Below are 20,837 nucleotides of genomic sequence, written 5' to 3' on the forward strand. Positions count from 1 at the left end.
CGCCGATCCGGCGTCAAACAGGGGGGTGGAACGGGACCGGCTCAGGCCCGGGCCGACATGTCGCAGCGAATCTCGAAGCCCGGCGACAGCCGATGGGCCGTCAGCCGCCAGCCGTGGGCGGTGGCGATCTCGGTGCAGATGGCCAGGCCCAGGCCCGCGCCCTGTTCGCGCCGCTCCGGACCACGCCAGAAGCGCTCGAAGATGCGCGGCAAGTCCTGCTCGGGCACGCCCTGGCCCTGGTCGGAGATCGCGAAGCCGGTGGGCGAGACCAGCAGCTTCACCACGCCGTCCGGTGGGCTGTGCTGGATCGCGTTCTCCAGCAGGTTCTTCAGCAGCGTGAACAGCGCGCCCCGGTCGGCTTGCCAGTGCGGCAGCGCCTGGCCCAGTTGCAGCCCGAGCGTCACGCCGTGCCGGGCGGCGACCCGCTCCATGAAGTCGAACACCTCGCGAATCGACGGCTTCGGGTCGACGGTGTCGACGCGGTAGTTGTGCGATTCGCTGGCCTCGGCCAGCAACAGCAACTGCTGGACCTGGCGGGCGACGCGGTCGACGTCATCGAGCACGCGGTCCCGCCAGCGGCCTTCGTCGGCCAGTTCCACTTGCGCGCGGATCAGCGCCAGCGGCGTCTTCAGTTCATGCGCCGCGTTCGACAGGAACGCCTGCTGCGTCGTGAATCCGCTCTGCAAGCGGTCCAGCGCCTGGTTGAACGCGTCGACCAGCGGCCGCAGCTCCCGCGGTTGCTCGGCAACGGGCAGGCGGGCGCCCAGCGTGCGGGGAGCGATCCGGCGCGCTGCATCGGAAGCCTGCCGGACCGGATTCAAGGCCTGCTTCAACGCCAGGTGGATGGTGGCCAGGAAGACCACCAGGAACGTCGCGCACAGCGCCACCGTGCCTTGCTTCAGCACATCGAAGCCGATCGATTCGCGCATGCGCAGGAACAGGCGATCGCTCACCGCCAACTGCAGGTACCACCGCCGGCCGTCGCGTTTGAACGGGATCGTCGCCGCATGCATGACGACACCCTGCCGATGGAACGTGAACGAGTTCCTGCGACCCGTGAACACCGTGTCGTCCGGCGCCAGCATCTCGGCGCGCTCATCGTTGGCGACGACCACCTTCCCGTCGGCGTCGGCGACGCGCAGCAGCACTTCGGTGCGCAGGTTCTCGAGCAGCCAGGGCTCGACCTCTGCCGGGTCGAGCCGCACGGGGCGCCCTTGCGGATCGAACTGCAGGTGCTCGACCAGCTCAGCGGCGCTGTCTTCGATCTCGTCGCGCAGCGTCCACCGGGTGAACGGCTCCCACAGCAGCGTTGCGGCGCCGCCCACCAGCACGGCGCTCGCCACCATGCTCGCCGCCAGCACCGCGAGGACGCGGTTGCGCAGGCTATTCGGCCATCGAAGCATCATGGAGGGCATATCCGAGGGTCCTGACATTGACGATCCGCAGCTCCGACTGGAGTGCGGCCAACTTCTTGCGCAGGCGGTGCAGCGCCACGTCGAGCGCATTCGGCGTGACCGCCTCGGCAATGCCCCAGGCGGCCGCCTCGAGTGCCGAGCGCCGCACCGTCCGCCCCCGGTGCTGAACCAGCGTCAGCACGATCTGCAGTTCTGCCGGCGCGAGCAGCACGGTCGAATCCCCGCGCAGCAGCAGGCTCTCCTCCACCACGACCTCCAGGTCGCCGTGGGCAGCACGCAACGGTCGAACCGCCGGTGGCCGGCGCATCAGCGCCCGCACGCGCGCCACCAGTTCTTCCATCGGGAACGGTTTGGTGAGGTAGTCGTCGGCGCCCGACTCCAGGCCGTCGACCCGGTCATGCAGCGCATCGCGGGCGGTGAGCATCAGGCACGGCGTGCCCTGGCCGGCCGAACGCAGCCGCTTCACCAGCGTCAGGCCGTCTCCATCCGGCAGCCCGCGGTCGATGACCATCGCCGCGTAGCCGAACTCGCGGTGCGCGACCCACGCGGCGTTGACCTCCTGGAACACGTCCGACAGGATGCCGGCCTTCTGCAACGCGTCTTGAATGAGTTCGGCGAGACGGTCATTGTCTTCGACCAGGGCGATTCGGTTCATGGGTGCATCGTCGAAGCGCTCGACTTACCTGCTCCTTACGCGCCGGTGATGCCGGGCTGCGGTTGCAGCAGATCCCACGGGTTGCCCCAGAGATCCTTGAACACGGCCACGGTGCCGCAGGGCTGTCGAGCCGGCTCGCGGACGAAGGTCACGCCCTTGGCCTGGTACGCGTCGTAGTCGCGTGCGAAGTCGTCCGTGTACATGGGTGGGGACTGGCTGGGGTAAGGGGGCGGCAATGGTACGCATTGCATGTAAGCTACACGCATCAATCACCCGCTTCGTCGCATGGCGCAGAAGAAGACACCCCGCAAATCGATCGACCGCGAGATCCGGATGCTGCACGGTGCGCTGGTGGACCTGGTCGGCATCATGAACCAGCCGCAACGCGACGCGGCGATGGTGCGGGAGGCCGGCATCAACCTCGACAGCACCTTGTTTTCGCTGCTCGTGGGGATTGATCGATTGGGCCCGGTCGGCGTGATGGAGCTGGCCGACCGGACCGGGCGCGACTACACCACCGTCAGCCGGCAAGTGAGCAAGCTGCAGGCGCAAGACCTGATCGTTCGCCGGCCTTCGCAGGCGGATGCACGCGTCAACGAGGCAGTGACCACCGACAAGGGTCGGCAGATGGTGGCCGCGATCGACGTGGCGCGCAACCGGATCGTCACCGACATGCTCACCGACTGGTCCGACGAAGACGTGCAGAGGCTGGCCCTGTTGATGCGGCGACTGGCCGACAGCGCGCTGGTGTGGACGCGCTGACGCATCGGCATCACGACGTCGTTCCGGTGTGCAGCCCCAGGCCGACCGACCGCAGGTACGGCTCGAGGGTGGCCGCGTCGCCTGCGGCCAGCACGGCGCCGATGTAGCCATCGGGACGCACGAGCACCCAGTCTCCCGCCTCGACGCCATAGACGGACCGGAATTCGCCGTGCTCGTCCACGATGTCACCGCGTGCATCGAGCACATGAATGTGCAGGCCGCTGCGTGGCATCGGCCGCGAGGCGGCGTCGACCGGGCCGTGGCACAGCAGGGTCCAGTGGGTGCCGCGGAACAGCTCGAACAGACGGCGCGGCTGGCCGGCGGCGCCTCGGCACGTGGCGTCCGGCGCGCGGTCCCCGGCGGCCCGCGTCCTGCCCTGCCCGCGCGTGTCCAGCGCGAGCGAGGATCCCGCGTAGCTGATGTCGAGCTGCTTGACCTCGCGCCCCCGCTTCAGCGTGCCCTGCTGCGCCGACTGCAGCAACCGGCGGGTCATGCCCAGCATCTCGGCAGCGAGTGGGCGCCGCTCTTCTTCGTAGGTGTCGAGCAGGGCCGACGGTGCGCCGGCCAGCACCGCGCCCAGCTTCCACGCCAGGTTGCACGCATCCTGGATGCTCGTGTTGAGCCCCTGCCCTCCCGTCGGCGGGTGGGTGTGGGCCGCATCGCCGACCAGCAGCACGCGATCGACGCGGTAGCGCTGCGCCAGCCGGGCATTCATCTCGAACACCGAGCCCCAGCGGACGTCGTCGATCACGATGTCGTCGCGACCGGAGCGGCTGGCGACCAGCTCATTCAATGCCTCGGCGGACACCGCCATCTCGCCCTGCATCGGCACCGGCGCCTGCAGTTGGAAGAGCTCGGTGCCGGCCAGCGGGCAAAGCGACATCTGGCGTTCCATCGAGCCGTCGTTGAAGCGGTGCCAGGCGTCGCGGCCGAGCCCGCGCAGCATGACGTCGGCCACCACCGCGCGAACCCCGAGCGTCTTGCCCTCGAACTCGATGCCGAGCGCGCGCCGCACGAAGCTGCGGCCGCCGTCGGCGCCGACCAGGTAGCGCGCGTGCACCAGCTCCTCGCCGCGGGGTCCGGCGACGCGGGCCGTGACGCCGTCACCATCCTGCTCGAACGCCAGCAGCTGGTGGCCGAAGTCCACCTCGTGCCCGAGTTCGGCCAGGCGCTCCCTGAGCACCGCTTCGGTGAGGAACTGCGGGACCATCAGGGCCAGGTGATACGGCTCGCCGGGCTGGACGTCGGAGGTGTCGATGGACGGCGAGTCGGCGAACGTGCCGTCGTCGCGGTACTCGCGCTGCGGCGGGTAGACGCCGCCCGCGGCCACCACCCGGTCGAGGACACCGAGGTCCTCGAAGACCTCCTGCGTGCGCGGCTGGATGCCCTTGCCGCGCGAGCCGGCAAAGGGCTGCCCGAGTTTCTCGATCAGGCGGAACGACAGCCGGCGGCGCGCCAGCTCCAGGGCAAGGGTCAGGCCGGCAGCGCCGGCTCCGACGATCAGGACGTCATGCGTGGGGATGCGGGGCACCGGAGATCCTTTCGTGTCAGCGGGTCCGAAGATGGACGGCATGCAAATGCATGCACTTTGCACATATTAGGATTTTTCTCTGATGAGTGCAAGTTGCACTCAAATTCGCGAGGCCGCCTGCGCGATCCGTCGCCTGCGGCAGATGGTGCAAAATCCTGCCCTGCCCGTCGCTCGTGCGGCGGGCTCGCTGGGGGTGCTGACCCGTCGATCCATCGACGAGCCGGCTGAGAGAGTCCCTTCGAACCTGATTGAGGTAATCCTCGCGCAGGGAAGCGTCGTGCCGCGGATCCTCTCTTCTTTGCCGCTGCCCGGTTGCGCCGACCTGCCATCGCCAACCCGAGAAGCACGATGGCATTCCGTTCTTGCAAGTCCCCCGCCCTGGCGCCGCTGGCCCTGGGCATTGCATCCGCATTCGGTGCGCATGCGCAATCCTCCCCCATCGATCCGCAGACACTGCCGCCGGTCACCGTGACCGGCCGTGCGCCCGACGCGATCGCCGCCATCGGCGGCTTCGGCGAGCTGCCGCTGTCGAAGCTGCCGCTGCAGGCGACCGTGGTCACCGGCGTCGCGATGAAGGATGCCGGCGTGCAAAGCCTTGCCGACATCACGCGCTTCGACGCGAGCCTCGGCGACGCCTACAACTCCGAGGGCTACTGGACCACGCTGATGGTTCGCGGCTTTGCGACCGACAACCGCTTCAACTTCCGCCGCGACGGCCTGCCGATCAACGCCGAGACGTCGTTGCCGCTCGCCAACAAGGAGCGCATCGAGATCCTGAAAGGCACCAGCGGCATGCAGGCCGGCACCAGCGCGCCGGGTGGGCTGGTCAATCTGGTCGTGAAGCGGCCCGAGGGCACCGTGCGCTCGGCCGCGCTGGAGTGGAGACAGAGCCACACCTGGCGCGGCGGCGTCGACATCGGCCAGCGTTTCGGCGAAGGCGAGGCCTTCGGCCTGCGCGTCAACGCGCAAGCCGACGACCTCGATCCACAGACGCATGACCTGCGCGGCCACAGCCAGCTGCTGGCGGTGGCCGGCGACTGGCGCGTGACGCCCGACACGCTGCTCGAGGCCGAGTTCGAGACCAGCCACCGCAGCCAGCCCAGCGTGCCGGCGATGAGCCTGCTCGGCAGCCGCCTGCCCGATGCATCGGCCTACGATCCGCGCACCAACCTGAACAACCAGCCGTGGTCGCAGCCGGTGGTGCTCGACGGCGACACCGCATCGCTGCGCTGGCAGCAGCGCCTGTCGGCCGACTGGCGGGCGGTGGCGCACTTCGCGACGCAGCGCCTCGTCAGCGACGACCGTCTCGCCTTCCCGTACGGCTGCAGCACCGAAGGCAACTACGACCGCTACTGCAGCGACGGCAGCTTCGATCTCTCCGACTACCGCAGCGACGACGAGCATCGCCGCACCGATGCACTCGACCTGGGCGTGCGTGGCACGCTGTCGGCCGGAGGGCTGTCGCACGAGCTGCAGACCGGCGTGCTGTTCTCGCGCTTCAGGAGCCGCCTGCAAGGCCAGGCCTACAACTATGTCGGCGTCGGCAACATCGACGGCACCGCAGTGACGCCGGCAGATCCCACGCTGAACGCCACCAACACCAACCGCGACGAACGCAACACCGAGCTGTACCTGCGCGACGCGATCACGCTGACGCCGACCTGGAGCGCGTGGCTCGGCCTGCGCCACACGCGGCTGAAGCGCGAGAGCGTCGCGACCGACGGCAGCCAGCCGGTCTCGTACACCGATGGATTCACGACCCCATGGCTCGCGCTGAGCCATGCGCTGCAGCCGGGCCTGCTGGCGTATGCGAGCTGGGGCCAGGGCATCGAATCGGAAGTGGCGCCGAACCGCGCGCGCTACGCGAACGCCGGGCAGGCGCTGGCACCGCTGAAGAGCCGCCAGATGGAGCTGGGCCTGAAGGGCAGCGCGACGGACCTGAGCTGGGGCCTGACGGTGTTCGACATCGTGCGTCCGCGCTTTGCGGACGTCGGCAGCGACTGCGCCGACGACACGACAGGCAACACCTGCACGCACCAGGAAGACGGCGAACAGCGCCACCGCGGGCTCGAAGCCGAAAGCGCGTGGTCGGTCGGTGACTGGACGCTGCAGGGCGCGGCAATGTGGCTGCACGCGCGGGTCAACGACGTCACGAGCGACACCACGCTGAACGGCAAGCGGCCGGTCAACGTGCCGGACCGCACGCTGAAGCTCAACGTGAGCTACCGCGTGCCGCTGCTCACCGGCCTGAACCTCTCGGCCGGCGCGGTGCACGAGGGCGAGCGGATGGTGCTGCAGGACAACAGCCTGGCCATCCCCGGCTGGACGCGCTTCGACGCGGCGGCCCGCTACGAGCAGCGGGTGGCGGGCATCGGCACGCTGACCTGGCGGGTGGGCGTTGACAACCTGAGCGACCGCCGCGCCTGGAAGGAATCGCCGCTGCAGTTCGGGCACGTGTACCTCTACCCGCTCGGGCCGCGCACGGTGCGTGCGTCGGTTCAGATAGATTTGTGAGCCGCCCGCCAGAACACCCGTTTTTTCTGTCTATAATCTGAGGCTCAATTCCTCGATAGCTCAGTTGGTAGAGCGCCGGACTGTTAATCCGTAGGTCCCTGGTTCGAGCCCAGGTCGAGGAGCCAGTATTGACGGGGCCCGCAGCGATGCGGGCCCTTTGTCGTTTGGCGCCGATATGAGACGTTTATGAGACGGTGTCTCATATCCAGTAGTTGTGCGCCCGTCTTGGCGCGTCGCCGGCCGGATCGCCTGGACATGAGCAACGGTGCGCGAGGATCTTATTCAGCGGCGTGGCCCGTAGTCGTCCTACGCCAACACGCGACGTTTGTAGACAGCAACGACCAACTCTGGGGGTAGTATCCACTGCGTCACGCTAGCGTAACTGGATCAATACACATGACGACTGGGGCGGATCGCGTTAGAGCGGCGTTCGCGCACCTGGTTGCCCGGGATGCGGGAGTCGGCAGGGTTGCCGCAGCGACCGAGTCGCTATGGAGTGGCGTTCACGGAGCGCTTTCGCCCATCATTGGTGACCAAGGCGTTGCAGCGTTGTACAGGCGTAGCCTCCATCTAACCCGATCGGGGCCTACCAGCTTTCCCAACGTAGGAGAGCCGGCAGACTCAACGGATTTCACTACCTTGCGGGAAGCCTTGACTTCCCTGGCGCCACCTGACGCTGCGGCGGCGAGCACCGCGCTCTTCGCCACGTTCTACGAACTCCTGTCCGCCCTGATCGGCTCTTCGCTCGTCGAGCGGCTGCTCGGCACGTCTCTGGACAGACCCTTCACCGAAGAACCCGCGCAGGATCCCTCACCATGACTACAGGCAAAGCAACCATCAACCGCCTGTCCACCGGCGTACCCGGGCTGGACATCGTGCTCGGCGGTGGCCTGCCGGAGTTCTCCTTCAACATCATCGCGGGGGCGCCGGGCAGCGGAAAGACGACGCTCGCGCACCAGATGATGTTCGCGCTGGCCACCCCCGAGAGACCGGCGCTCTACTTCACGGTCCTCGGCGAGCCACCACTGAAGATGCTGCGCTACATGCAGCAGTTCGAATTCTTCGACGACGCCAAGGTCAACAGCTCGATCCACTTCATCAACCTGGCTGATGACACAGCAACCGGTGATCTCGAGAAAGTATTGAAGAGGATCGTCGCCGCGGTGGAAGAGCACGGCCCGGCACTGGTTTTCGTCGACTCATTCCGCTCTGTGATGCTGGCTAGCGAAGGCGCGGGCAGCAGCTACCTCGGGCTGCAGCAGTTTGTGCAGCAACTGGGAATACTCATGACGAGCTGGCAGGCCACGACGTTCCTGATTGGGGAGTACTTCACCGACGCGGATCCAAACCCAGTCTTCACCGTCGCCGACGGCTTGCTCTGGTTTCGCCAGAGCACGCAGAGGAATTCGGTGGTGCGCAAGCTCGAAATCATGAAGATGCGAGGTCAGGCAACTTTGCCGGGACTTCATACGTTTCGCATCGACCACGACGGCCTCCACGTGTTTGCGCCAGCTCAGGCCGAGCAACGCGGCCATGTTCTGCCCCGGGTCGTTAACGACCGGCTGAGAATGGGTGTCCGCGGTCTAGACCAGTTGATGGGCGGAGGTCTGCCGCGCGGCTATTCGCTACTGGTCGCTGGGCCTTCCGGCTCCGGCAAATCGATTCTCGCTTCTGCTTTCCTGGCCGAAGGCGCAAGCCACGGCGAGAAAGGTGTAATCGCCGCCTTCGAGCAGCGACCGGGGCTGTCACATTCACCTGCCGTCGCGGCGCTGATCGAAGCGGGCCACGTGAGCATTGTTGAAACAGGCGCGGAGAACCTGTCGGTCGACGAAATGAGCCACTTGCTCCTGAATGAGGTCCGGCGACTAGGAGCCAGCCGGGTGGTGATCGATTCCCTGTCGGGATTCGAGCTGGCGCTGGCTCCAACCTTCCGGGAAGATTTCCGCGAATCGCTGTCGCGCATGGTGAGAGCGCTGGCCCGCACCGGCACCACCGTCCTGATGACTTCGGAACTGGAAGACCGCTACGACGACCTCCGCTTCAGTCCGTACGGAACCGCCTTCCTAACCGACGCGATCATCGTGCAGCGCTATGTGGAAGTAGACAGCCGACTGCAGCGCGTGCTCGCAGTCGTCAAGGTGCGAGGGAGTGCTCATTCGAACGAGCTGCGCCTCTTTCACATTGATGCACAGGGCATCCAGATTGGGGACATGCTCGCTGAGCATGAAGGCATCTTGGGAGGCCGCCCCACCAGGCGCCCGGCCCGCTCCCTTCTCGCTTCAACCCCAGGCGACGGCCCTGCTCTCCGTTGACGGATCGATGACACCATGAGCGGCGATCTCGGCCAGCCCTCTGCTGGATCGGCGGGCTCGTCGGAGTCAACATCGGCCGTCGAGGAACTCCGCAAGGAGCTGTTTCGCCTTAGACGCGACATCGAGCAGGTTCAGCGGGAGTTCGACGACACGAAGGCGGCCCAGCTGCTGCAGGCCAATGAAAAGTTGGTGTTGGCGGTGATGACCGCCGAACGGATCGCGCAGGAGACAACGGCCAGGCTGAGCGAACTAACGCAGAGCACACAGCGCGACGCGTTGACCGACACGCCCAACCGCGCCTTGATGATGGACAGGTTGCACAACGCCATCGTCATGGCCCATCGGCGTGAATCGAGCTTTGCAGTCCTCTTTGTCGACATCGACAAGTTCAAGGAAGTCAACGACACGCTCGGTCACGCTGTAGGCGATCAGGTGCTGCAAGTCGTTGCTCGTCGACTAGAGGGAGTCGTGCGAGCCTCCGACGCCGTGAGTCGGCACGGCGGAGACGAGTTCGTAGTGCTGCTTACGGAAATCTCGGATGCCGCCGACGCTGCGTTGGTGGCCGAGAAGATGCTTCAGGCCCTGCAAGCCCCGACCGATCTCAGGGATGCACCTGCAATGAAGTTGAGCGCGAGCATCGGAATCGCGATCTATCCGCAGGACGGCGACGACTCCGCGCGCCTCATCGACGCCGCAGACGAGGCGATGTATCGAGTCAAACGCCGCGGCGGCCGTGCCTATAGCTTCCATCACGCGTTTCCGGAAAATGACGCGGTTCAACTCGCTGCCTCAACTGAATCAGGAGAAGCCTCACCTGCGGAGCGACAGTTCTCTCATGCACCTGATCCGCGCAGTTTGCGTGACGCGAACGAACAGTTGGTCCTGTCGTCGTTAGCCTTGCAGGAGTCTGAAGCTCGAGCAGTGAAGACTCATCAGCAGCAGGTCAAATTCCTCGCCATCGTCGCTCACGAGTTGCGAAACCCACTGGCGCCTATCCGCTCGGCTACAGAACTGCTCAAACGCGTTCGCACCGACGAAGCGCAGCACGCCCGGCTGCAGGAGGTTATCCAGCGTCAGGTGTCTCATCTAGCGCGCATCGTGGATGATTTGCTGGACAGCTCGCGAGCTCAGACTGGCAAATTTCACTTGGAACCAATTTCGGTCAACCTTGTTGAAGTGCTCAGGCTAGCGATTGAATCTTGCCGTCCCGCGATCGACAAGCACCTGCAACACTTCAAGATGAAGCTGCCAGTTGGTCCCCTATGGGTCTTCGGCGACCCTGTTCGACTGGCCCAGGTCTTTCAAAATCTACTGGACAACGCCTCCAAGTACACACAGTCTGGAGGAGTCGTATCGATGTCCGTCGTCAGCACAATCGACACCTGCGTCGTGAGTGTGTCCGACAACGGGATCGGGATAGCGGCCGAGGTATTGCCTCGCATATTCGATCTGTTTACACCAGATCCTCGGGCGTCCGCCTTCCACGGGCTCGGCCTGGGAATCGGCCTCGCGGTCGTCCATGAGCTGGTAGAAGCGCATGGCGGAAGCATCACCGCCAGCAGCCCAGGGCCAGAACTCGGGAGCGAATTTCTTGTCTCCCTGCCGTTGCTCAACACCATACATCGTAGCTCTGATCAAGGCGGCGGTGGATGGCATCGCGGGAGTGCTTGATAGATCGGTTCGGCGCAACTTCAGACCCGGCGAGTTGGGCCTCCGCGTACGAGAGTCTTGCGGCCTCGATCAACCGCCCGGCTGAAACAGCGTATCGAACACCCAGATGTCACCAGTGCCGTTGCATACCGAGAAAAACTGGACATGCGGCTATTGAGCAAACGGCAACCAATTCGGTAGCCGTCATGTCTTTTGACATGTGCAGACGCCTGCACATCGCTGAAATATTCAACTGCACAGCGGTTGGAGAAGCGGAGAATCCAAACTCCGGGCAAGTTGCTATGTGCACCGGCGTTCGAAGGGAGCACTGCTTTGATTCAGCAGGAATTTTTCAGCGCCCCGAGTGTTGATACTCGCAGCGAGGCTGTGCGGTTTGTCGTTGTCATCGGCGGGCTGATCGTCAGAGCCTTGGTCTCCAGGGAATTTCTGGAAGACCGTTTTGTGGCCGGTCCAAGCCCGTCGGATTGGCTTGCGGCCTACGAATCCCACCGGCAAGAGATCCACCAGATGGTCTCCAGAAAGTACCTCCGCGAAGGGACTTCCCCGGTGCTCATCCACACCGATGAGTTCTTGGACGGTAGCCGCTGAGTCACTGCAGTCCAGCGGTCTATTTCACTGCCGGCGCTCTCGCGAGGAGTTCGGTCTTCTCGGCCGAACCGCGGCTCGATCCGAACTCGAACTGGTGTGCGTCGCGCAGGCCATTGGCGAACTGCTGGGTCAGCATGCCCAGCGGGCCATTGAGCGCCATGATCAGCGGGCTCACGTCGCCGCCCTTCGTCACGCCCAGCCAGGTCACGAAGACCATCGCCGAAAGGCAGGCCAGCATGCCCACCACGTCGCCGACGATCATCAGGTCCGCGCGCTTGGTCGTCCGGCCGAGCTGGGCAAGCTGCACGTCGCGCTTGCGGGCGTCCTGGCGATCGGCGAGGAAAGCCTTGTCGAGGTCGACCTCGGCCGCGATCACCGCCTGGCGGAAGGCCAGCAGCGCAGCAGGATCGGCCTGGATCGCGCTCAGCGCGGCCTGGCCAGTGTCCTTACCGGTGACCTGCTTGGCGATGTCGATCACGGTGCTGGCAGCCTGCTCGGCCTGGTCGCTGCCGGTGATCCACTTCAGGATGCCCGGCACGAACTGCGCGAGCGCAAAGGCGGTGCTGATCGGGTCCATCAGGCCTTGCCTCCTGCCGCGGGCGTGATCTCCACGCGGTTCAGCAGCCAGCCGTAGACGAAGGCTTCATCCTTCGCGCGGCGCTCGGCCAGCTCGACGTAGAAGGCGCCCTGCAGCGCGTTGAGCGCGCGCAGCAGCACCACCTGCCCCCCGGCTCCGCGGCGGCGCATGTACTCCCGCAGCGCGGCGATCGTCATCGGACCGATGCGGCCGTCCGCTTGCACGTCGGGATACCAGGTGCCTTCCATGTTCAGCACGTTGAGCGCGCGCTGCAGGAAGGTGCCAGTCGCGCCAGGCCGCCGAGAGCGCTGCGGCGTAATCGGCATGGATCTCGCCGCTGAGCGTACGCGGCTGGAACTCGACACCGATGTCACCGCCGGCACGAAGCAGAGCGCGCTTGAGGAGCTGGGCCTGAGCTTCAAGACCGGCGCGCTCGGCCAGGCGCCGTGGTCGTACCTGCAGGGTGCGAACCCTGCGCAGGCGCTCGGCTACAGCGGCCTGGCCTATGTCTGCGCGAAGGACTACGACCTCGGCGGCTCGGCACAGGTGGAGAACCACACTTTCGAGATCCAGGGCGCTCTCGCGTACTCGCTCGGCAGTGCCGTGCCCGACGTGGACCCGAGCCGTGCGTTGCTGGATCTGCTGATGAACGGCCGCTACGGCGCCAACATCGCAAGCGACCGGCTCGACGGCATGCAGGACTGGTCGGACTACTGCGTCGCGGCGGGCCTCGTGATGTCGCCCGCGCTGACCGAACAGATCTCCGCGGCCGAACTGGTGCAGTTGCTCGGGCGGCTCACGAACACCGCGCCGGTGTGGAGTGCCGGCCGGCTCAAGATGATTCCCTACGGCGACAGCCCGGAAGCTGGGCTCGGCCGCACCTTCACGCCCAACGTGACGCCGGTCTACGACCTCACCGACGACCACTTCATCCCGAGCCCGGGCGAGCCGCCGGTGAAGCAGGAACGCAAGAGCCCGGCCGACGCGAAGAACCATTTCCGGGTGCAGTACCGCAACCGGGCCAACAGCTACAACGTCGACGTGGCCGAGGCGAAGGACCAGGCGGACATCGATGCGCACGGGCTGCGCTCGGAGGCGATCGTGAAGGCCGACTGGATCACCGACGGCGTTGTCGCGCGCCTGGTCGCCCAGCTGATGCTGCAGCGCTCGCTGTACATCCGCGCGACCTACACCTTCAAGCTGCCGGCGAACTTCAGCCTGGTGGACAGCTTCGCGACGGCCATCGTCGTCGGGGTGTTCCAGATCACGCGGCACCTGCGCCGCATCGACTGGGGCGGCGCCAGGCGTTGGTGGGTCGCGGCGATCGACGTGAAGGGCACCCAGTCATCATGCGGTCCGAGCTTGAGCGCGTGTTTGGCGCTGCTCGCTTGGCTCCCTCGGGCCAGGGGCGCTCTGCTGCGATGGAACCCAACGTCACAGGGCTGCAAGACTGGGCAGCAAAACGAAGGAGACCTCTCAATGGGGCGCAGGCGCAAGGACGGTGACCCACTCGGTCTGGCAGGCACGCGATTGGCCGTTCGCCGCGGAAAGTTCTGGTATCGGCATCGCAACGGACGATGGGAGAACATGGGCACCGACCTGGCCGCCGCCAAGAAGGCCGCAGCCATGCACAACGATCCTGGGAAGGCGTATGGAACTGTGCAATGGTGGTTCGGTGAGTTCCTCACGGACTGCAAGCTTCGCGTGTCGGCCGGCACGCTGAGTCAGCGCACGCTCGACGACTATGCAGGGTATGCGGACTACGGTGGCCCGCTGCTCGCGTACTTCGGCCGCATGTTCCCCGACCAAATCAAGCCGTCGCACGTGCAGAGCTATCTTGAGGACAACGCGGCGCTAGGCCGGCCAACACCAGCCAATCGGGAGCGCGCATGCCTGTCCTCCATGCTGAGCTGGCTAATCCGTACTGGCCGCGCCGCCGACGGTTTCAGTGTCAACCCATGCATGCGCGCCAGCGGTGTTCGCCGCAACCCGGAGTCGCGCCGCGAGCGCTACGTGACCGATGCCGAGTACCGAGCGGTTTATGACGCGGCGGGAGGCGCCGTCAGGCTCGCAATGGAACTGGTCTACAGGACTTTGCAACGGCCAGAGGTCGACGTACTTGCGTGGACTCCTGCGAACATTCGCAACAAGGAAGGTGGTCGAGTTCTCAGCTTTGTTCAGAGCAAGACCGGCCGCAAGATAGATATAGCACTCGTTGGAGTCCTCGACAGCCTGGTCAATGCAGCAGTAGGCCAAGTACCAGTGCTGCGCCAGCCGATCATCCATACCCGCGACGGCAATGCGTACACATACACCGGGCTCAGCGCGATGCTTCGGCGCTCGATTGAGCGCGTCAAAGCAGCGCACAAGCTCGCCAAAGGGCCTTTGGCCGAAATGCCAAGTTTTGGCCTGCGCGACCTGAAGGGCAAGGGTGCGACAGATATGTACCTTGCGGGTGAGCCGATTGAGCGCATTCAGTTGCTCTGCGGCCACGCAGACAAGTCAACGACCGAGATCTACATCAAGCAGCGGTGGCAGCAGACAGCACAACCCAACCTGCGCGCAATTGCGTGAGTTTCCGCGCTCTGGCAACACAGGCGCAATTTGTGCCTCCAGGCCGGATGCAGCCGGTCGGTTCTCAAGAGAGAAAGCCCGTTGCCCCTGAGACCATTCGTCGTGCGCCGCGCGCACTGCGGCTGTGCCTTGACCTGTGAACTCCAACGACGGCGAACAGTCCTTCGTCTTGCCGCACGCCTGCGTGCGCTGGCAGACAGACGGCGGTGTCACACGGTGCCATGGTCTGCTTATCGGCGGCGCCAAGTGACATCGCACGTTGAGCTACGTATGCGTCAAGGGGTGCAGGCGCAGACCACCCCCACCGTCCTCCCCTGTTCCCATCACACCGAAAAGGAGTCCCTTCATGAGACTCATGCACTTGCCTTGCCTGTCGTTTCCGCAGGCACCCCGTCCCATCATCCTGGCCGGGCTGATGGTCCTCATCGCTAGTGGCTGCGCTACTGTGCCACCGCCGACTGAACAGCTGGCCAGCGCCAAGGCCGCGGTCGACAGCGCCGCCGTCGACGGCGCGCCGGCCTATGCACCCACCGAGACGCGCCTGGCCACCGAGAAACTGGCCGCCGCGCAGAAGGCCGTGGTCGCGAAGGATTACGTTCTCGCGAAGCAACTGGCCGAGGAAAGCCAGCTCGACGCGCAGCTCGCGGTGCGCAAGATGCAAACCGCCAAGTCCAACAAGGCAGCCGACGAAGCCCGCAAGGCCGCGTCCTCCGGAGGTACCCAATGAACACGCTTTCGATCTTCACCGTCACCGCACTGGCCGCAGCGCTGGTGGCCTGCGGCACCGTGCCGCAACCCAACGCCGCCCTCGACAGGGCCCACGCCAGCTATGAAATGCTGCAAGGCGACCCGAAGGCCGCCGAGTACGCCGGGCCGGAAATGACACAGGCTCGCGAAGCGCTCGCAGCCGGCGATGCGGCCCGCGCACGTGGCGACACGCTGCGCAGCGTCGACCACTTCGCCTACCTGGCCCAGCAGCGCGTGGCCATCGCGCGGGAGGCCACCAATGCCAAGACCTGGGACAAGGCCGCAGCCGATGCCAAGGCCGGCAGCGTCGACGACAAGGCGGCGCGCGAGGTGGCCGCTGCCCGCATGGCAACCCAGGCCAAGGGCGCCGAACTGGCGGTCGCCACGGCCGGTGCGCAGCAGGACAAGGCGCGTGCCGCCGAGCTGGAGTTGCAGCTGAAGGCGCTGGGCTCCAAGCAGACCGACCGCGGCGATGTGATCACGCTGGGTGACGTGCTGTTCGACTCCAACCGCGCCCAGCTGCGTCCCGGCGGCGTGCGCGACATGGGCAAGCTGGTCGAGTTCATGAGGAACCACCCGAAGCGCACCGCGATGATCGAGGGCTTCACCGATAGCCAGGGCACCGAGAGCGGCAACTTCGACCTCTCGACGCGCCGCGCCGAAACCTTGCGCATGGCCTTGATCGACCAGGGCGTCACTGCCGACCGGCTGCGCACGCGCGGCTACGGCGAGGCCTACCCTGTCGCCAGCAACGACAGCGCCGCGGGCCGGCAGATGAACCGCCGCGTCGAGATCATCCTATCGGATGAGAACGGCGTGTCCAAGCCTCGCTGAGATCTGGAGCGCACCATGTCCAAGGAACGCAAGCAAGGCAACAAGGAAGTGAAGAAACCCAAGCAGGCGCAGGCGCCGATTGCCAAGCCGGGAATGCCGGTGCTGGCAATTCCCGCGATCGCGCGGGCGACACCGGATCGCCAACCCAAGCGGTGATCAGGCCGCGCTAATAGCCGGGGCCGGGGCCCGGCCGATCGACAGGCCGTAGATGCGCCGGTCGGCCAGGTAGCAGCTGCAGGCTGCTGCCTCCAAGCCGGCGCGGTCGACCACGCGTAACTCGCCGCGGTGGTATTCGATCAGACCGTTTGCCTGCAGCGTACCGGCTGCGGCCGTCACGCCGACACGCCGCACGCCCAGCATGTAGGCCAGGAACTCGTGCGTCATGTGGAAGTGGTCGGATTGCGCGCGGTCCTGGCTCATCAGCAGCCAACGCGCCAGGCGCGGTCCGATCAGGTGGAAGCGGAGGCAGGCGGCCGAGCCTGCCAGTTGCGCCATCAACACGTGGATGTAGCGGCTCAGGCTGCGTTGCAGCGCGGCGCTGCGGGCCAGTTCGCGCCGGAATGGGGCGACGGCGATGCGCAACGCCGTGCCCGGCCCCTGCACCACTGCATGCAGCGGCGCGACCGGCACGCCCAGCGCCACGTGCACGCCCAGCATGCCCTCGCGCCCCACCATGCCGACCTCCAAGCCGGGATGGGTATCGACTCGCGAGATCAGCGACACAAAGCCCTCCATCGGGAAGTACACGTGCCGTGTTGGCTGGTCAGCGTCGCTGAGCACCTGGGCGAGCGTCATCTCGACCGCACCTCCCCCAGCAAGAAGACGTTGGCGGTCCGCCCGCGGAAGCAGTTCGATCAAGCCGTTCTCGAGGTTTTTCATGGCGCAGGCAGTCTGGGGCCTGCGCGGCTGCGTCACCGTCTGCCAGCGTACACAGAGCGGCTCAGTCCACCAGCGGCGCGGGCAACAAGCGGTCGTATTCCTTCTTCACCACCGCATAGCACTCACACGTGCGCTGCTCCACCCCCGGCCGGTCGAGCACCGTGATGCGCCCTCGTGCATAGCGAATCAGCCCCGCCTTCTGCAACTTCACCGCGGCCTCGGTGACACCTTCTCGGCGCACGCCCAGCATGTTGGCGATCAACTCCTGAGTCATTACGAGTTCGCTGCCGGTCAGCCGGTCGAGACTCAGCAGCAGCCAGCGGCACAGCTGCTGATCGAGCGAGTGGTGGCGGTTGCACACCGCCGTCTGCGCCATCTGGGTGATCAGCGCCTGCGTATAGCGCAGCAGCAGGTGCAGCACCGGCGCGCGGTTGAACTCTTCCTTGATCGTCGATGCCTTCAACCGGAAGCCTCCGCCGGCGCTCTGCACCACTGCGCGGCTGGGCGTCGATTCGCCCCCCATGAACAGCGAGATGCCGACGATTCCCTCATTGCCCACCACGGCGATCTCGGCAGACGAGCCGTTCTCCATCACGTACAGCAGCGAGACGATGGCCGTGGTGGGGAAGTAAACGTGACTGAGCGCGCGCCCGGGTTCGTAGAGCACCTGGCCGAGCGGCAACTCGACCCATTCGAGCTGTGGTAGCCAGCGCTGCTGCTCTGCGTCAGGCAGGGCCGCCAGCAGATGATTCTGCTTCGGGTCGGGGGAAAGGGCCATGTCACGAAGCTCCGCACAGGGTCGGAGCCGGCGTGGAACGCGTACCGCGCCATACCGCCGATGGCGGCGACTATAGGCGCTCACGGAGTCGCGGTATGTTCGCTATCGAACATATCGCCAAGAATGGAGTGGTCTATCGCTGGTTCTCGTCGCGTCCCGCACCGGCCAAGCGAGCGAAGTTGGCCGCGTCGTGCAGGTTGTCATACGGGATGCAGGCGAAGCGATAGGCACCTTCCTCAAAACGGATTCCCAGCGTGGCCATCAGCGGCAAGTCGGCCTCTGCGGGCGGTGCCGCGACCACCGGCGCCTCGGATCTGTCGGACTTCAAGCGGTGCGTCCTGGTCATGATTTGCCTTTCCTAGAGGTGCAGCAGGCACGCTAGTCATGCGTCGCTGGGGCGTCTGTGCGGTAAGTAACGTTCGCTAGGAATGCCACGACCCTGCGTTCGCCATCGCACAGACCGGATCGGGGCGGGCCCGGCAGACTCGCCGACGGAGCGCTCCCCCATCCCCAAAAGGAAGCCTGCGCACCTGGGTGTTGCGATTCGCTGCATCCTGGGGCTGGGACTTCCCGCCTGACCCACACGCGCTCCCTTTCGGAAGGACACCGCAATGTCTGTCACGCTTCACCCGTCCGACGCCCTCGCCGGACTGCCGCCCAAGAAAACGCTCTCCGCGCCCCACCACAGCACGGCAGCGACACGCAGGCGCATTGCGCCGCGCGCCCCCCTATTCGGCCAGCAAGCGGACGCTGCAGCGCCCGCCACTGGCAGGCGCGCCCGCGCGACTCTCGCGCGACTGCGCAAGGTCAACGAGCAGTTGCTGCAGGCCACGCTGCTTGCGCAGCGCGGGCAGCGCCAGGCAGAACTGGCGCTGAACCGCCAGACCCAACTGATGGCCGTCGTGGCCCACGAATTGCGCAACCCGCTGATGACCTTGTGCACCACTGCCACGCTCTTGCCGCGCGTTGCCGCCGACAAGATTGCACGCCTGCTGGAGATCATCGAGCGGCAGACCGGCCGCATGTCGCGCGTGATTGGCGATCTGCTCGATGTGTCGCGTGTGAATGCCGGCAAGCTGCGTCTGGAGTTCGGCGATGTCGACATCGCCGACGTGGTCGAGGATTCGCTCGTCACCTGCCGCCATGCGATGGCCCGACACACGCAGACGCTGCGGCTCGAATTGCCGTCCCCGCCGGGCAGCATACGCGGCGACGCGGTCCGCCTGACCCAGATCTTGAGCAACCTCCTAGGCAACGCGTCCAAGTACACACCGGCCGGCGGCGAGATCGCCCTCGTCGTACAACGCATGCCGGATGCCATGGTGTTCACCGTCGAGGACAACGGCATTGGCATCTCGCCACGGGCCTTGCTGGAAGTCTTCGACCCGTTCGTGCAGGAACAGCATGCGGTGAAGTTCAATGGCGTCGGCTTGGGACTGGGCCTGGCGGTGGTGCGCGAGCTAGCCGAAGCCCATGGCGGCAGCGTCGAGGCGAGCAGCGCCGGGCTTGGGCAAGGCAGCCGCTTCGTCCTCAGGATCCCGATTCGCGATGGAAGACGCTGGACCGAGGCTTCATGACAACCACCGCTTGGTGGCCTGCCTAGTCACCTTGAAGCTGGGGAGAAACTGCCTTCAAGCTGGTACCCGGTCGCGGCTGCCGGCGAGGGTTCTTCTGTCGGAACTTACGAAGAACAACCGCGGCGCGGTGGCCGCAGGCCGGATCCCCAAACTGTCACATATACAGTACTTGCCCGCGCAGACGCCGGGAGACTGCGGTGTTGGACGGACGGCGCCCAATGAGACACCGAATGACAACTAAGCCAATGGTGGTGCGGCCAAGCCACCGGCTCCGCGATCCGACTGTTAATCCGTAGGTCCCTGGTTCGAGCCCAGGTCGAGGAGCCAACGTTTACGGGGCCCGCAGCGTGTTTCACGCTGCGGGCTTTTCCGTTTTCTGGGCCGAATTCCAGTGCTGGAAGTATCGAGGTGGTGCCGACCATCGACGAGTTGCGGGCCGCCGAGGGCCGTCATCGCTGGTCGGCAACCGCAGGAACCCGGGGCGATCCGGCGCCTCGGAGATTTGCCGATGCGATATCAGCTTGGATCCGATGGCATGCATTTGTTTGCCGGTGCAGCATCGACGACATCCCCTTGTCGGGCAACGCATGGCCATGCGGAAGCAACGAAATCCGAGGAAGACCGCGATGAAGATTCATGCTCCCGCAGATTCCTCCAGGACATGCGTTGACGAAGGCGCCACAAGGGTCGCGCCTCAACAGGCGTCCCTGACGGCGCGGAGCATGGCCAGCACACTCGATGCATCGCCCCGCATGGTCGCCCAGGCACAACAGATCCAGAGGCTGTTCGGCCCGTCCCGGTCCAACGCCAAACCGCTTGGTGGAGACTCCCGGGCCCCGGCGCAGCGTGTCTGCTACTCAATTGCGGATGGCGATCACACAACGGGGAGTGAAGTTCCGGGGGCAGGATTCAATCAGGACATCGCGGATGGGTACTACCAACAGCAGGCTGAAGGGCACGCCGAATTCAATGAAGCTGATCACGATGAGGAAACCAACGCCTTGGTCGTGCGAACGCGCCAATTGCAAGGCGTGCTGGGGAACATCGACCACATTGTCCCAGCTGCGTTGGGTGGCGGAGGCCTCGAAAGCAACAGTCGAATGTTGAACGCCGGCAGCAACAATGCCCGATCGAACAACTTCAACCTGCACAACAACAATCATCCGTTGGGCCACGTCAGGCTGATCCACAACCAGAATGAGTACACGCACGCATTGGCGGCGAGACAAGCCGGCGCGACGGACCCGCAGATCGACAACCTGATAAATCTGTGGGGCGCCCCCTGGAACGGAGGGCCGCTGCATGACAACCGCCCTGTTGTCGCGATGGACGACAGTGGCGATTGAATGCTCAGGTGCCGGCCACCGTACGCTGCATCACCATTCCCGTGAAGTGAGCCCGGACACAAAAACGCATGTCTCTG

The 20,837-nt window shown here is 65.6% G+C and carries 21 protein-coding genes, 1 tRNA gene and 1 riboswitch; of the genes, 13 read left to right on the forward strand and 9 right to left on the reverse strand.

Translation table 11 applies throughout. From position 1 onward, the window contains the following. Nucleotides 1–41: 41 nt before the first annotated feature. From ASC98_RS08595 to ASC98_RS29395, 3 genes are read right to left on the reverse strand one after another with little or no spacing between them, the layout of a single operon-like run. Nucleotides 42–1,406: an ATP-binding protein gene (locus tag ASC98_RS08595; RefSeq protein ID WP_162249208.1), complete on the reverse strand. Its 1,365-nt coding sequence runs from the start codon at nucleotides 1,404–1,406 to the stop codon at nucleotides 42–44. Beyond that, complete coding sequence (locus tag ASC98_RS08600; RefSeq protein WP_056812490.1) at nucleotides 1,384–2,070, reverse strand: response regulator transcription factor; 687 nt, start codon at nucleotides 2,068–2,070, stop codon at nucleotides 1,384–1,386. The genes ASC98_RS08595 and ASC98_RS08600 overlap by 23 nt, the downstream gene beginning before the upstream one ends. Nucleotides 2,071–2,105: 35 nt before the next feature. Then, entirely contained in the window at nucleotides 2,106–2,273 is a 168-nt protein-coding gene (locus ASC98_RS29395) for a VOC family protein (protein ID WP_200952941.1), read from the reverse strand. Between the two features lie 82 nt (nucleotides 2,274–2,355). Between ASC98_RS29395 and ASC98_RS08605 the strand changes: the two genes are divergently transcribed. Further along, nucleotides 2,356–2,832, forward strand: coding sequence for a MarR family winged helix-turn-helix transcriptional regulator (locus ASC98_RS08605; protein WP_056812493.1), 477 nt, complete (start codon nucleotides 2,356–2,358; stop codon nucleotides 2,830–2,832). Between the two features lie 10 nt (nucleotides 2,833–2,842). Here ASC98_RS08605 and ASC98_RS08610 read toward each other — a convergent pair whose 3' ends face one another. After that, the gene (locus tag ASC98_RS08610) at nucleotides 2,843–4,363 is read right to left on the reverse strand and encodes an FAD-dependent oxidoreductase (RefSeq protein WP_056812496.1); all 1,521 of its coding nucleotides are present in this window, start codon (nucleotides 4,361–4,363) and stop codon (nucleotides 2,843–2,845) included. A 179-nt stretch (nucleotides 4,364–4,542) separates the two neighbouring features. Further along, nucleotides 4,543–4,651, forward strand: a riboswitch (TPP riboswitch). Between the two features lie 60 nt (nucleotides 4,652–4,711). Between ASC98_RS08610 and ASC98_RS08615 the strand changes: the two genes are divergently transcribed. From ASC98_RS08615 to ASC98_RS08635, 6 genes are all read left to right on the forward strand, one after another. After that, nucleotides 4,712–6,877, forward strand: a complete 2,166-nt coding sequence (locus ASC98_RS08615; protein WP_056812498.1) for a TonB-dependent siderophore receptor — start codon at nucleotides 4,712–4,714, stop codon at nucleotides 6,875–6,877. Nucleotides 6,878–6,926: 49 nt separating this feature from the next. Next, a tRNA-Asn gene (locus tag ASC98_RS08620) sits at nucleotides 6,927–7,002 on the forward strand. Nucleotides 7,003–7,528: 526 nt separating this feature from the next. Next, nucleotides 7,529–7,696 (forward strand): hypothetical protein, encoded by a 168-nt coding sequence (locus ASC98_RS30220; RefSeq protein ID WP_157597655.1) that lies wholly within the window; start codon nucleotides 7,529–7,531, stop codon nucleotides 7,694–7,696. Further along, on the forward strand, nucleotides 7,693–9,189 hold the full coding sequence (locus tag ASC98_RS08625) for an ATPase domain-containing protein (protein ID WP_056819869.1): 1,497 nt from the start codon (nucleotides 7,693–7,695) through the stop codon (nucleotides 9,187–9,189). Before ASC98_RS30220 ends, ASC98_RS08625 begins: the two co-directional genes overlap by 4 nt. A 15-nt stretch (nucleotides 9,190–9,204) precedes the next feature. Then, entirely contained in the window at nucleotides 9,205–10,860 is a 1,656-nt protein-coding gene (locus ASC98_RS08630; RefSeq protein WP_056819872.1) for a diguanylate cyclase domain-containing protein, read from the forward strand. Between the two features lie 312 nt (nucleotides 10,861–11,172). Further along, on the forward strand, nucleotides 11,173–11,448 hold the full coding sequence (locus ASC98_RS08635; protein ID WP_056819875.1) for a DUF1488 domain-containing protein: 276 nt from the start codon (nucleotides 11,173–11,175) through the stop codon (nucleotides 11,446–11,448). A gap of 19 nt (nucleotides 11,449–11,467) precedes the next feature. Here ASC98_RS08635 and ASC98_RS08640 read toward each other — a convergent pair whose 3' ends face one another. Both ASC98_RS08640 and ASC98_RS08645 read right to left on the reverse strand, forming a co-directional pair. Then, nucleotides 11,468–12,025 carry a hypothetical protein gene (locus ASC98_RS08640; RefSeq protein ID WP_056819878.1) on the reverse strand — a complete coding sequence of 186 codons (558 nt, stop codon included), beginning with the start codon at nucleotides 12,023–12,025 and terminating at the stop codon, nucleotides 11,468–11,470. Next, on the reverse strand, nucleotides 12,025–12,351 hold the full coding sequence (locus ASC98_RS08645) for a putative peptidoglycan-binding domain-containing protein (RefSeq protein WP_056819881.1): 327 nt from the start codon (nucleotides 12,349–12,351) through the stop codon (nucleotides 12,025–12,027). Before ASC98_RS08645 ends, ASC98_RS08640 begins: the two co-directional genes overlap by 1 nt. Here ASC98_RS08645 and ASC98_RS29400 point away from each other — a divergent pair. From ASC98_RS29400 to ASC98_RS31280, 4 genes are all read left to right on the forward strand, one after another. Then, on the forward strand, nucleotides 12,350–14,599 hold the full coding sequence (locus ASC98_RS29400) for a phage tail protein (RefSeq protein ID WP_082541571.1): 2,250 nt from the start codon (nucleotides 12,350–12,352) through the stop codon (nucleotides 14,597–14,599). The genes ASC98_RS08645 and ASC98_RS29400 overlap by 2 nt on opposite strands. 346 nt (nucleotides 14,600–14,945) lie before the next feature. Next, nucleotides 14,946–15,326, forward strand: a complete 381-nt coding sequence (locus ASC98_RS08655) for a DUF4398 domain-containing protein (protein ID WP_082541570.1) — start codon at nucleotides 14,946–14,948, stop codon at nucleotides 15,324–15,326. Further along, nucleotides 15,323–16,180 carry an OmpA family protein gene (locus ASC98_RS08660; protein WP_056816092.1) on the forward strand — a complete coding sequence of 286 codons (858 nt, stop codon included), beginning with the start codon at nucleotides 15,323–15,325 and terminating at the stop codon, nucleotides 16,178–16,180. Before ASC98_RS08655 ends, ASC98_RS08660 begins: the two co-directional genes overlap by 4 nt. Before the next feature lie 15 nt (nucleotides 16,181–16,195). Further along, the gene (locus tag ASC98_RS31280) at nucleotides 16,196–16,336 is read left to right on the forward strand and encodes a hypothetical protein (RefSeq protein WP_200952940.1); all 141 of its coding nucleotides are present in this window, start codon (nucleotides 16,196–16,198) and stop codon (nucleotides 16,334–16,336) included. On the opposite strand, the gene ASC98_RS08665 is transcribed toward ASC98_RS31280, so the two are convergent. From ASC98_RS08665 to ASC98_RS08675, 3 genes are all read right to left on the reverse strand, one after another. Then, nucleotides 16,337–17,059, reverse strand: coding sequence for a Crp/Fnr family transcriptional regulator (locus ASC98_RS08665; protein ID WP_056816094.1), 723 nt, complete (start codon nucleotides 17,057–17,059; stop codon nucleotides 16,337–16,339). Between the two features lie 61 nt (nucleotides 17,060–17,120). Then, on the reverse strand, nucleotides 17,121–17,837 hold the full coding sequence (locus ASC98_RS08670) for a Crp/Fnr family transcriptional regulator (protein ID WP_056816097.1): 717 nt from the start codon (nucleotides 17,835–17,837) through the stop codon (nucleotides 17,121–17,123). A 133-nt stretch (nucleotides 17,838–17,970) separates the two neighbouring features. Continuing rightward, nucleotides 17,971–18,165 (reverse strand): hypothetical protein, encoded by a 195-nt coding sequence (locus tag ASC98_RS08675; protein WP_056816100.1) that lies wholly within the window; start codon nucleotides 18,163–18,165, stop codon nucleotides 17,971–17,973. Between the two features lie 283 nt (nucleotides 18,166–18,448). On the opposite strand from ASC98_RS08675, the gene ASC98_RS08680 reads away from it, so the two are divergent. Together ASC98_RS08680 and ASC98_RS30225 are read left to right on the forward strand one after the other, a co-directional pair. Continuing rightward, entirely contained in the window at nucleotides 18,449–19,414 is a 966-nt protein-coding gene (locus tag ASC98_RS08680; protein WP_082541569.1) for a sensor histidine kinase KdpD, read from the forward strand. Between the two features lie 722 nt (nucleotides 19,415–20,136). Continuing rightward, nucleotides 20,137–20,760 carry a hypothetical protein gene (locus ASC98_RS30225; protein WP_157597653.1) on the forward strand — a complete coding sequence of 208 codons (624 nt, stop codon included), beginning with the start codon at nucleotides 20,137–20,139 and terminating at the stop codon, nucleotides 20,758–20,760. The last annotated feature ends 77 nt before the right edge of the window (nucleotides 20,761–20,837 follow it).

Source organism: Rhizobacter sp. Root1238 (assembly GCF_001425825.1).
Lineage (GTDB): Bacteria > Pseudomonadota > Gammaproteobacteria > Burkholderiales > Burkholderiaceae_C > Rhizobacter.

Excerpts from the sequence above, each read along its gene's own strand:
- ASC98_RS08670 (WP_056816097.1), bottom strand. The coding sequence starts at position 17,837 with ATGGCCCTTTCCCCCGACCCGAAGCAGAATCATCTGCTGGCGGCCCTG.
- ASC98_RS31280 (WP_200952940.1), top strand. The coding sequence starts at position 16,196 with ATGTCCAAGGAACGCAAGCAAGGCAACAAGGAAGTGAAGAAACCCAAG.
- ASC98_RS08625 (WP_056819869.1), top strand. The coding sequence starts at position 7,693 with ATGACTACAGGCAAAGCAACCATCAACCGCCTGTCCACCGGCGTACCC.
- ASC98_RS08660 (WP_056816092.1), top strand. The coding sequence starts at position 15,323 with ATGAACACGCTTTCGATCTTCACCGTCACCGCACTGGCCGCAGCGCTG.
- ASC98_RS08605 (WP_056812493.1), top strand. The coding sequence starts at position 2,356 with ATGGCGCAGAAGAAGACACCCCGCAAATCGATCGACCGCGAGATCCGG.
- ASC98_RS08630 (WP_056819872.1), top strand. The coding sequence starts at position 9,205 with ATGAGCGGCGATCTCGGCCAGCCCTCTGCTGGATCGGCGGGCTCGTCG.
- ASC98_RS08665 (WP_056816094.1), bottom strand. The coding sequence starts at position 17,059 with ATGAAAAACCTCGAGAACGGCTTGATCGAACTGCTTCCGCGGGCGGAC.
- ASC98_RS29400 (WP_082541571.1), top strand. The coding sequence starts at position 12,350 with ATGGATCTCGCCGCTGAGCGTACGCGGCTGGAACTCGACACCGATGTC.
- ASC98_RS08640 (WP_056819878.1), bottom strand. The coding sequence starts at position 12,025 with ATGGACCCGATCAGCACCGCCTTTGCGCTCGCGCAGTTCGTGCCGGGC.
- ASC98_RS29395 (WP_200952941.1), bottom strand. The coding sequence starts at position 2,273 with ATGTACACGGACGACTTCGCACGCGACTACGACGCGTACCAGGCCAAG.
- ASC98_RS08680 (WP_082541569.1), top strand. The coding sequence starts at position 18,449 with ATGTCTGTCACGCTTCACCCGTCCGACGCCCTCGCCGGACTGCCGCCC.
- ASC98_RS30225 (WP_157597653.1), top strand. The coding sequence starts at position 20,137 with ATGGCCAGCACACTCGATGCATCGCCCCGCATGGTCGCCCAGGCACAA.
- ASC98_RS08655 (WP_082541570.1), top strand. The coding sequence starts at position 14,946 with ATGAGACTCATGCACTTGCCTTGCCTGTCGTTTCCGCAGGCACCCCGT.
- ASC98_RS08645 (WP_056819881.1), bottom strand. The coding sequence starts at position 12,351 with ATGCCGATTACGCCGCAGCGCTCTCGGCGGCCTGGCGCGACTGGCACC.
- ASC98_RS08600 (WP_056812490.1), bottom strand. The coding sequence starts at position 2,070 with ATGAACCGAATCGCCCTGGTCGAAGACAATGACCGTCTCGCCGAACTC.
- ASC98_RS08595 (WP_162249208.1), bottom strand. The coding sequence starts at position 1,406 with ATGATGCTTCGATGGCCGAATAGCCTGCGCAACCGCGTCCTCGCGGTG.
- ASC98_RS08615 (WP_056812498.1), top strand. The coding sequence starts at position 4,712 with ATGGCATTCCGTTCTTGCAAGTCCCCCGCCCTGGCGCCGCTGGCCCTG.